This is a genomic window from Streptomyces sp. ISL-66 (genome assembly GCF_018614135.1).
In the GTDB taxonomy this organism is placed as follows: Bacteria; Actinomycetota; Actinomycetes; order Streptomycetales; family Streptomycetaceae; genus Streptomyces.
The window spans coordinates 1-9,996 of record NZ_JAGGOW010000083.1; the positions used below are offsets into that span (position 1 = coordinate 1).

A 9,996-nucleotide genomic window follows, 5' to 3' on the forward strand; every position below is an offset into this window, starting at 1 on the left:
GGGGGCGCTTCGGGGTAGCCCCGGTCCAACGACCCGGCCAGGGCAAAGGCAGGAGCCCCGTCGACTCTGCTCGCGCAGGGAAGACAGGGCTCCTTGGGTACTGCATTTCCAACCGCGACCGGTTGGCCCAGGCGACTAGGCCGGGGTGACGTTCTCCGCCTGCGGGCCCTTCGGACCCTGGGTGACGTCGAAGTTCACCAGCTGGTTCTCCTCAAGGGAGCGGAATCCAGCGGCGTTGATCGCGGAGTAGTGGACGAAGACATCCGGGCCGCCGCCGTCCTGGGCGATGAAGCCGAAGCCCTTTTCAGCGTTGAACCACTTGACGGTTCCGGTAGCCATGAGCCCTCCTATGGGCCAAAGGGTCGCCCTGCTCCAGAACCTGCTAAGAAGTCTGAAAACTACAAAAGCCTGCGGGTCACATTCTCCGCAGGCCTCGTACTGCAAGGGAAACCAAACTGCAACTTGCGTCCGAGCCTAGCACGCACCCTGCGGCCGAGACCAGAGGGAAAGATCACGTCACTCAGACGTTTGAGACCCGCCAGACGGCTGACGGAGATGCGGGGGCTAGTCTCGCGATGTGGACGCCTATCGCAGCCGGCCCCGTGTCGGCCACATCCAGTTCCTGAACTGCCTGCCCCTCTACTGGGGGCTGGCCAGAACCGGCACGCTGCTGGACCTGGAGCTGACCAAGGACACCCCCGAGAAGCTCAGCGCGAGCCTCGTCCAGGGCGGCCTGGACATCGGCCCGATCACCCTCGTGGAGTTCCTCCGCAACGCCGACGACCTCGTCGCCTTCCCCGACCTCGCGGTCGGCTGCGACGGCCCCGTCATGTCCTGCGTGATCGTCTCGCAGGTGCCGCTGGACCAGCTGGACGGCGCCCGCGTCGCGCTGGGATCCACCTCGCGAACGTCCGTACGCCTCGCTCAGCTGCTGCTCGCCGAGCAGTACGGGGTGCGGCCGGACTACTACACCTGCCCCCCCGACCTGGGGCTGATGATGCAGGAGGCGGACGCGGCGGTGCTGATCGGTGACGCCGCGCTGCGCGCCTCGCTGCACGACGCGCCCCGGCTCGGGCTCGCCGTGCACGACCTCGGGGCGATGTGGAAGGAGTGGACCGGGCTGCCGTTCGTCTTCGCCGTCTGGGCCGCCCGCAAGGACTACCTGAAGCGCGAGCCGGACGTCGTCCGCAAGGTCCACGAGGCCTTCCTCGCCTCCCGGGACGTGTCCTTGGAGGAAGTCACCAAGGTCGCCGAGCAGGCGGCCCGCTGGGAGGCCTTCGACGCGGAACTCCTGGAGCGCTACTTCACCACGCTCGACTTCCGCTTCGGCTCGGAGCAGCTGGCCGGCGTAAGGGAATTCGCGAGGCGCACGGGAGAGACGACCGGGTATGCGCCGGATGTGTCCGTGGAGCTCCTGACGGTCGGTGCGGCGGGGTATTAGCGAGGCTTATGTCCATTCCCCTTTCCGTATCGCGGAAAGGGGAATGCCCTGTTTATCGGCAAGTGTTCCCTTTCCGTGCGGAAGGTGTCGGCGTGCGCTCCCGGCAGGCCGGGCCGCAGGGCCTGCCGCCCGGCCTGCCGTGGGCCCGTCGCCGGACCTGACGGGCCGTTTCCCCAGGCTGTCCGGGACTCCTTGAGGCCGCCGGGGGCCGCTGCTACCGTGCGCGGTCTCCTCCGCCGCGGGCGGGGGCGCGGGCGCGGCTGGGGGTGGAACCCGTGGGCATCACGGCACTGGTGGCGGGGGTCGTGCTCTGGGGCGTGGCGACCGGGCTGCTCGTTCCCCGCGTCGTCTACCGCCTCTCCGTCGAGCCGGACAGCCCGTGGCGCTCCCTTTGCCCGGCCGACCACCCCCTGACGGGCCCGGCCCGCGGCTGGCTGGGCCGGGGAAGCTGCCCCCGGTGCACGACCGCCGGGGTCCGCACCGGGCGGCGCGGGACCGCCTTCGCGCCCGCCGGCACGGCCGTGCTCCTCATCACCTTCATCTGTCTCGCCCTCGGGGCCGGGGTCGGGGCGCGTCCCGAGCTGTTCGCCTGGCTGCTGCTGGCGCCCCCCGCCGTCCTGCTCTGCCTCGTCGACCGGGCCGTGTACCGCCTCCCCGACGTGCTGACGCTTCCGCTCGCCGCCGTGACGGCCGTCGCGCTCGGCGCGGCCTCCCTCTTCCCCGACGCGGGCGGTTCCTGGCCGCGCGCACTGCTCGGCGGCCTCGTCCTCGGCGGCTGGTACCTCGTGCTCTGGCTCATCAACCCGCGCCAGATGGGCTTCGGCGACGTCAAGCTCGCGCTCGCCGTCGGCCAGGTCCTCGGCTGGTACGGGTGGCCCGTGCTGATCGCGGGCACCTTCGCGGCCTTCCTCGCGGGCGCCGTGCACGGCCTCGTCCTGATGGCCCTGCGCCGGGCGGACCGCACCACGCCGCTCCCCTTCGGCCCCTTCATGGCGGGCGGAGCGCTCGTCGGCGTGATCTGCGCGGGCCTCGCCCCCGGAGCCGGGCCGGGCCTCTGAACTGCGGCCGCGGGCGCTGGCGTAGGCTGGATCGGTCCGGACCCTTGACACACGCCGAATGACACAGCCGAAAGGTGACGCCCCGGTGACCGACCAGGCCGATCTCCAGTCTGTCCTCGACCGCGCCGCCGCAGGGGGCCGGATCACCAAGGAAGAGGCACTCGACCTCTACCGCGACGCGCCGCTGCACGCGCTCGGCCAGGCCGCCGACGCCGCACGCCGGCTCCGCTACGCCGGAACCGAGCACATCGCGACGTACATCATCGAGCGGAACATCAACTACACCAACGTGTGCGTGACGGCGTGCAAGTTCTGCGCCTTCTACGCGGCCCCCAAGGACACGGACAAGGGCTGGACCCGCGACCTCGACGACATCCTGCGCCGCTGCGCGGAGACCGTCGAACTCGGCGGCACCCAGATCATGTTCCAGGGCGGCCACCACCCGGACTTCGGCGTCGAGTACTACGAGCACCACTTCTCCGCCATCAAGAAGGCCTACCCGCAGCTGGTCATCCACTCCCTCGGCGCCTCCGAGATCGACCACATGGCCCGCATCTCCGGCGTCTCGGCCGAGGAGGCCATCAGCCGCATCCACGCGGCCGGCCTCGACTCCTTCGCGGGCGCCGGCGCCGAACTGCTGCCGGAGCGGCCGCGCAAGGCGATCGCCCCGCTCAAGGAGTCCGGCGAACGCTGGCTGGAGATCATGGAGATCGCCCACAAGCTGGGTGTGGAATCCACCTCCACCATGCTGATGGGCACCGGCGAGACCAACGCCGAGCGCATCGAGCACATCTCGATGATCCGGGACACGCAGGACCGTACGGGCGGCTTCCGCGCCTTCATCCCGTACACCTACCAGCCCGAGAACAACCGCCTCAAGGGCCGCACCCAGGCGACCGTCTTCGAGTACCTGCGCATGATCTCCATCGCGCGGCTCTTCCTCGACAACATCGCCCACATCCAGGGCTCCTGGCTCACCGTCGGCAAGGAGGCGGGCCAGCTCTCCCTGCACTACGGCGCCGACGACCTCGGCTCGATCATGCTGGAGGAGAACGTCGTCTCCTCGGCCGGTGCCAAGCACCGCTCCAACCGCATGGAGATCATCGACCTGATCCGCAAGGCGGGCCGCGTCCCGGCGCAGCGCGCGACCACGTACGAGCACCTCCTCGTGCACGACGACCCGGCGAACGACCCGGTCGACGACCGCGTCGTCTCGCACATCTCCTCCACCGCCATCGAGGGCGGCACGGCCCACCCCGAGCTGAAGCTCATCTCCACGAACTGACGCGCCCGTGCTGACGATCCACACCGCCGACCTCCTCGTCACAGGAACCGGCACCGCGACCGGCACAGGAACCGGCACCGCGACCGGTACCGCGCCGCTGCCCGGCGGCGCGGTCCTGGTCGAGGGCGACCGGATCGCGGGCGTGGGCCCGTACGAGGAGCTCGCCGCGGCCTACCCGCACGCCCGGGCCCGCCGCTGGCCCGGGGTGCTGACCCCGGGGCTGCTGGTGCGCGGCGGCGACGAGCTGCTGGAGCGCACGTACTACCCGGACGATCCGTACGAGATCACCGAGCTCGGCGCCGAACCGATCAGCGGCCCCGAGGCGCTGGCCGGCCTGAAGCTGACCGAGCCGCGCTGGGGCAACAGCGCCCGGCGCGGCACGCAGAAGCTCCTGGCGCGCGGGGTGGTGGCCGTGACCGGCCGGTTCACGAGCCCCGCCGTGCGGACGGCGGTGGTCCGCTCCGGACTCACCATCCTGCCGCCCGCCCCCTACGAGGGCCCCGCCTCCCTGAACCCGCTCGCCGGACGCGACACCGCGGAACAGGCCTTCTACGGGACCCTGGAGCCGGGCGCCCCGGCCCGGTTCGCGGCCTTCGCCGTGGCCGGCCCGGCGGAGCTGCTGGAGCAGGGCCCGGCCACCTGCGTGGCCACGGTCATCGGCGGCAGGCTGCTGCACCGCCGCCGCTGAGCGGGCGGCGGTGGCGGCCTGCGAGAATGACCCGGTATTCGCCGGACCGAGCAGACCCAGACCTTAAGCCGCAGGCCGCAGGCCGCAGACGTAGACCGCAGGCCTTGAGCCGCAGACCGCCGACCATTCGCACCGCACCCGAGGGGCCAATGCCAGTGACCACCGCTTCCCTGGACAAGCAGCCGCACGAAGTCGCCTCCATGTTCGACGGTGTGGCGGCGAACTACGACCTCACCAACGACGTCCTCTCCCTCGGGCAGGCCCGCCTGTGGCGCAAGGAGGTCGCCAAGGCGGTCGGCGCGCGCCCCGGGCACACGGTCCTCGACCTGGCCGCCGGCACGGCCACGTCCTCGCTGCCCTTCGCCGCGACCGGCGCGTACGTCGTCCCCTGCGACTTCTCCCTCGGCATGCTCCGCGAGGGCAAGAAGCGCAACCCCTGGCTCCCGCTCACCGCCGGCGACGCGACGAAGCTGCCGTTCAAGGACGGGGTCTTCGACACCGTCACGATCTCCTTCGGCCTGCGCAACGTCCAGGACACCGACGCCGCCCTGCGCGAGCTGTACCGGGTGACGAAGCCCGGCGGCCAGGTCGTGATCTGCGAGTTCTCGCAGCCCACCTGGAAGCCCTTCCGAACCGTATACACCGAGTACCTGATGCGCGCGATGCCCCCGGTGGCCCGCGCGGTCTCCTCCAACCCCGACGCGTACGTGTACCTCGCCGACTCCATCCGCGCCTGGCCCGACCAGCCGGAGCTGGCCGCGCTGCTTCAGAAGGCCGGCTGGTCCCAGGTGGCCTGGCGCAACCTGAGCGGCGGCATCGTCGCGCTGCACCGCGGCTTCAAGCGGTAGGAAGGGCCCCGGCGATGGACTACCAAGCGCTGTTGGAGCAGGTCGCCACCGACATCGCCCCACTGGTGGGCAGCGGCACCCCCGCCGAGTACATCCCGGCGCTGGCGTCCGTGGACCCCCGGCAGTTCGGAATGGCCATCGCCGACCTCGACGGCAACGTCTTCGGGGTCGGGGACTGGCGCACGCCTTTCTCCGCCCAGTCCATCACCAAGGTCTTCGCGCTGGCCCTGGCGCTCGCCGAAGGCGGCGACAGCCTGTGGGAGCGGGTCGGCCGGGAACCCTCCGGCAACCCGTTCAACTCCCTCGTGCAGCTGGAGTACGAGAACGGCATCCCGCGCAACCCCTTCATCAACGCGGGCGCGCTGGTCGTCACCGACCGGCTGCAGACGCTGACGGGCGACGCGAGCAGCGAACTGCTGGACTTCCTGCGGGAGGAGAGCGGCAACCCCGGCCTCGCCTTCGACGCGGAGGTCGCCGCCTCCGAGCACGAGCACGGGGACCGCAACGCGGCCGTGGCCCACTTCATGGCCTCGTACGGAAACATCGACAACCCGGTGCCGACGCTGCTCGACCACTACTTCTGGCAGTGCTCGATCGAGATGACCTGCGCCGACCTCGCCCGCGCGAGCCGCTTCCTGGCCCGCCACGGGCTGCGCGCGGACGGCACCCGGCTGCTGACGCGCAGCGAGGCGAAGCAGATCAACGCGGTCATGCTGACGTGCGGGACGTACGACGCGGCGGGGGAGTTCGCCTACCGGGTCGGCCTGCCGGGCAAGAGCGGCGTGGGCGGCGGGATCGTGGCGGTGGTCCCGGGCGCGTGCACGCTGGCCGCGTGGAGCCCGGGACTCGACCCGCAGGGCAATTCGGTTGCGGCCGTGGCGGCCCTGGACCGCTTCACGACCCTGACGGGCCTTTCGGTCTTCTGACGCGCCGCTGGCCCCCGGGCCGCGCCGCCGACCCCGCACCTGCGCCGCTGGCCCCCGCACCTGCGCCGCTGACCCGCGCCCGCGCCTCAGTCGTCGGCGGGGCCGGTGCGGAGCGTCAGTTCGTAGCGGCGGCTCGGGACGCCCGCCGGGCCCGGGAACTCCTGCGCCAGGGTCATGCCCAGGCGCTCCGCGACCGCCACGGACCGCTCGTTGCGGGCGTCGATCATCGCCACCACGCGCGACAGCCCCGCCTCCCGGAGCCGCTCCACGGTCGCCAGCGCGGCCGCGTACGCGTAGCCCCGGCCCCACGCCGCACGGCCGAGGCGCCACCCGACCTCGATCTCCCCGACCGGCCCCCACCCCTTCTCCGCCGGCCACGGCTGGGCCCCGGTGAAGCCGATGACCTCCCCGTCCGCGTCCAGCAGGGTCCACAGGCAGAAACCGAGGCGGGCGTCGTGCATCCGCTGCCGCGCGGTGAACTCCTCGTACAGGGAAGGCTCGGCCGGTCCCCCGAGGAATGCCATGACGTCACGGTCGTTGAAGACCCGGTACCAGGCGTGCGCGTCCTCGTCCGTGGGCACACGGAGCTGGACTACGGGGAGCGGCCGGGTCGGCGAGGTGGTCACAGTGGGCAGCCCTTCGGATCGCGATCTCTCTCGCTGCATAGACTGCACACGTCTTGTGCCCCCCGGCACCCCATTACGAGCCTTCCGGGAGACCCCGCCGTGACCGAGCCCCTGTCCGAGCACTCCGCGGATGTGATCGTCGTCGGGGCCGGGCCCGCCGGCTCGACCACCGCTTACTACCTGGCCAAGGCCGGACTCGACGTCCTGCTCCTGGAGAAGACGGCGTTCCCCCGCGAGAAGGTCTGCGGCGACGGCCTCACCCCGCGCGCCACGAAGCAGCTGGTGTCGATGGGCATCGACATCTCCGAAGAGGCCGGCTGGCTCCGCAACAAAGGCCTGCGGATCATCGGCGGCGGGCAGCGGCTCCAGCTGGACTGGCCGGAACTCGCCTCCTTCCCCGACTACGGACTCGTCCGCAAGCGCGACGACTTCGACGAGACGCTGGCCCGTCAGGCGCAGAAGGCCGGCGCCCGCCTCTACGAGCGCTGCAACGTCGGCGAGCCCGTCCGCGACCCCCGTACCGGCCACATCACGGGCGTGCAGGCCAAGCTCGGCGAGGAGAAGACCCCGGTCACCTTCAGCGCCCCGCTGGTCGTCGCGGCCGACGGCAACTCCTCGCGGCTCTCCCTCGCGATGGGCCTGCACCGCCGCGAGGACCGCCCGATGGGCGTGGCCGTCCGTACGTACTTCACCTCGCCCCGGCACGACGACGACTACTTGGAGTCCTGGCTGGAGCTGTGGGACCGGCGCGGCGCCCAGGACCGGCTGCTGCCCGGCTACGGCTGGATCTTCGGCATGGGCGACGGCACCTCCAACGTCGGCCTCGGGATCCTCAACTCCTCCTCCGCCTTCAAGGAGCTGGACTGGCGCGAGGTCCTCAAGGCCTGGTGCGCCTCCATGCCCGAGGACTGGGGCTACACCCCCGACAACATGACGCAGCCGATCCGCGGCGCGGCCCTGCCGATGGCCTTCAACCGGCAGCCGCACTACACCAAGGGCCTGCTGCTCGTCGGTGACGCGGGCGGGCTCGTCAACCCGTTCAACGGCGAGGGCATCGCCTATGCGATGGAGTCGGGCCAGATCGCCGCCGACGTCATCGTCCAGGCCCACTCCCGGGCCACGCCCGCGCTGAGCGAACTGACCCTGCACAGCTACCCGAAGGTCCTCAAGGAGACCTACGGCGGCTACTACACGCTGGGCCGCGCGTTCGTGAAGCTCATCGGCAACCCGAAGGTCATGAAGATCGCCACCCAGCGCGGCCTGTCCCACCCGGTGCTGATGAAGTTCACCCTGAAGATGCTGGCCAACCTCACCGACCCGACGGGCGGCGACGCGATGGACCGCATCATCAACGGCCTGTCGAAGGTGGCACCCCGAGCCTGACCGTTCAAGGCCGGGTCGCGCGGCACGAGGCCGCGCGACCCGGGCGCACACCAGCTGGGGGCCGTGTGCGGGTCCGTACGGGGTTTCTCATGGGGTTTCGTACGGTGCTCCGGCCGGGCGGTGGACCGTCCGGACGCAGCGGGCCAGGAGCACCAGACCGCAGATCAGGAGTGTCCCCGAGGCCGTCCAGTCGAGGGTGAGGGTGAGCGGGGAGCCGGGCTTCTGCCACGGGCGGGAGGTGGTCAGCAGCCAGCCTCCCAGGGACAGGAGACCGAGCCCCGCGGCGGCCGGGAGGGCCGTGCGGTCGGCGTCCCGGGCGTCGTCGCCGGGGCCGCGGTCGTGGCCGGGAGCTTCGTCGGACGGCCTGGTGATCACGGATCACCACCTCCTGGCGGGACTCGGGCGGGCTCGCAGGAGCTATCTTCGCAGGGCTTCGGCCGGTTCGATACGCGCTGCCCGCCAGGCGGGATGGACCCCCGCGAGCAGGCCGGTCAGCAGCCCGGCGAGCGGGGCGGCGGCGACCGTCACCGGATGGATCACCGGGGTCCAGTCCCGGACCAGGGACACGGCGACGACGGTGAGTTCACCGAGGGAGGTCCCCACCAGGCCGCCCAGCGCACCCAGCGCGGCGGACTCCGTGAGGAACTGCGCCGCCACGTGCCGCCCCCGCGCCCCCAGCGCCCGCCGCAGCCCGATCTCGGCGGTCCGCTCCAGGACCGCGACCAGCGTGGTGTTGGCGATCCCGACCGCGCCGATGACCAGGCAGATCCCGGCCAGCAGCAGGAACAGCGCGCTCAGGTCCGAGCCGACGCCGGAGCGCAGCATCCGCGGATCCGGCGGCGGCACGGCCTTGAGGTGGTCCGGGTGGTCGGGGCGCAGGGCCATCGGGGCCAGGGCGGCGACCTGGCGGGCGGCCCCGAGATCGGTGGAGATCAGCATGCTGGCGGCCCCCGGCTCCGGCGGGCCCCACAGTTCCTCGGCGGTGGCCCGGGGGACCAGCACCGACAGCAGGTGCTCGGGCCGCCTGCGCACGTCGGAGATGATCCCGGCGACGGTGAACGGCTCCTGACCGATGTACAGGGCGGGGCGGGTCGCGAGGGTGGTGATGCCGAGGCGCTCCGCGACCCCGCTGCCGATGACCACCACGCGCTGGTGGGTCCGCTCGGCGAAGGCGTCGTAGAGCCTGCCCTGCTGGAGGGTCGGCGCGAGCGCGGCCACCGCCCCCGGGGAAGCGGCGACCACGGGGGTGCCGGTGGCGCGGGTGCCGCCGGAGGGGAGCGGGCCGAGCGTGGCCGAGGGGTCCAGCCGGACCGTCCACAGCACCCCGGCGTGCTCGATCCCGGCGAGCTGATGCAGCCGCTGCTCGGCGTCGGCGGGGAATCCCGGGCCGGCGAAGGGGTCCTGGCGGGCGGCGATGTCCTCGACGGTCACTTCGGTGGCGGTGAGGGCGTTGAAGCGGCCGTCGATCTGCGAGGACAGGGTGGCGATCAGCCCGAGAACGGCGACGAAACTGCCGACGCCGAGCACGGTCCCGAGCGCGGTCAGGACGGTCCGCCCGGGCCGGCGCAGCATCCCGGCGACGGCCTCGCCGAGCGCGTCGCGCACGGAGAGCCGGGTGCGCGCGACGCGGGGGCGCCGGGGGCCGGGGCGCTTGGGACGGGGGCGCTTGGGATGCACGCCGTTGCGGTGAGGGCCGTTGGGATGCGAGCCCTTGGGATGCGAGCCGTCGGGGTGCGGGCCG

11 protein-coding genes are annotated in these 9,996 nt (G+C 72.1%); 7 read left to right on the forward strand and 4 right to left on the reverse strand.

What is annotated here, in order from left to right; translation table 11 throughout:
- Positions 1–135: 135 nt before the first annotated feature.
- Complete coding sequence (locus J7E97_RS16930; RefSeq protein ID WP_112451444.1) at positions 136–339, reverse strand: cold-shock protein; 204 nt, start codon at positions 337–339, stop codon at positions 136–138.
- A 238-nt stretch (positions 340–577) separates the two neighbouring features.
- Here J7E97_RS16930 and J7E97_RS16935 point away from each other — a divergent pair, with 238 nt between their 5' ends.
- The 6 genes from J7E97_RS16935 to J7E97_RS16960 all read left to right on the forward strand — a co-directional run bounded on the left by J7E97_RS16935 (position 578) and on the right by J7E97_RS16960 (position 6,246).
- Positions 578–1,441, forward strand: a complete 864-nt coding sequence (locus J7E97_RS16935) for a menaquinone biosynthetic enzyme MqnA/MqnD family protein (RefSeq protein ID WP_215027923.1) — start codon at positions 578–580, stop codon at positions 1,439–1,441.
- A 281-nt stretch (positions 1,442–1,722) separates the two neighbouring features.
- Entirely contained in the window at positions 1,723–2,499 is a 777-nt protein-coding gene (locus tag J7E97_RS16940) for an A24 family peptidase (protein ID WP_215027956.1), read from the forward strand.
- Between the two features lie 85 nt (positions 2,500–2,584).
- Positions 2,585–3,784, forward strand: a complete 1,200-nt coding sequence (gene mqnC, locus J7E97_RS16945) for a cyclic dehypoxanthinyl futalosine synthase (RefSeq protein ID WP_215027958.1) — start codon at positions 2,585–2,587, stop codon at positions 3,782–3,784.
- A 7-nt stretch (positions 3,785–3,791) separates the two neighbouring features.
- On the forward strand, positions 3,792–4,472 hold the full coding sequence (locus tag J7E97_RS16950; RefSeq protein WP_374224168.1) for a hypothetical protein: 681 nt from the start codon (positions 3,792–3,794) through the stop codon (positions 4,470–4,472).
- A gap of 155 nt (positions 4,473–4,627) precedes the next feature.
- Entirely contained in the window at positions 4,628–5,320 is a 693-nt protein-coding gene (locus J7E97_RS16955; protein ID WP_215027925.1) for a demethylmenaquinone methyltransferase, read from the forward strand.
- Positions 5,321–5,334: 14 nt separating this feature from the next.
- Positions 5,335–6,246, forward strand: a complete 912-nt coding sequence (locus tag J7E97_RS16960; RefSeq protein WP_215027927.1) for a glutaminase — start codon at positions 5,335–5,337, stop codon at positions 6,244–6,246.
- 86 nt (positions 6,247–6,332) lie between these two features.
- Here the strand turns inward: J7E97_RS16960 and J7E97_RS16965 are convergent, their stop codons facing one another.
- Positions 6,333–6,872: a GNAT family N-acetyltransferase gene (locus tag J7E97_RS16965; RefSeq protein WP_308346546.1), complete on the reverse strand. Its 540-nt coding sequence runs from the start codon at positions 6,870–6,872 to the stop codon at positions 6,333–6,335.
- A 99-nt stretch (positions 6,873–6,971) separates the two neighbouring features.
- On the opposite strand from J7E97_RS16965, the gene J7E97_RS16970 reads away from it, so the two are divergent.
- Positions 6,972–8,255: a geranylgeranyl reductase family protein gene (locus tag J7E97_RS16970; protein ID WP_215027930.1), complete on the forward strand. Its 1,284-nt coding sequence runs from the start codon at positions 6,972–6,974 to the stop codon at positions 8,253–8,255.
- Positions 8,256–8,342: 87 nt separating this feature from the next.
- On the opposite strand, the gene J7E97_RS16975 is transcribed toward J7E97_RS16970, so the two are convergent.
- Both J7E97_RS16975 and J7E97_RS16980 read right to left on the reverse strand, forming a co-directional pair.
- Positions 8,343–8,630, reverse strand: coding sequence for a hypothetical protein (locus J7E97_RS16975; RefSeq protein WP_215027932.1), 288 nt, complete (start codon positions 8,628–8,630; stop codon positions 8,343–8,345).
- A 42-nt stretch (positions 8,631–8,672) separates the two neighbouring features.
- Positions 8,673–9,932 carry an ABC transporter permease gene (locus tag J7E97_RS16980; RefSeq protein ID WP_374224169.1) on the reverse strand — a complete coding sequence of 420 codons (1,260 nt, stop codon included), beginning with the start codon at positions 9,930–9,932 and terminating at the stop codon, positions 8,673–8,675.
- Positions 9,933–9,996: the final 64 nt, after the last annotated feature.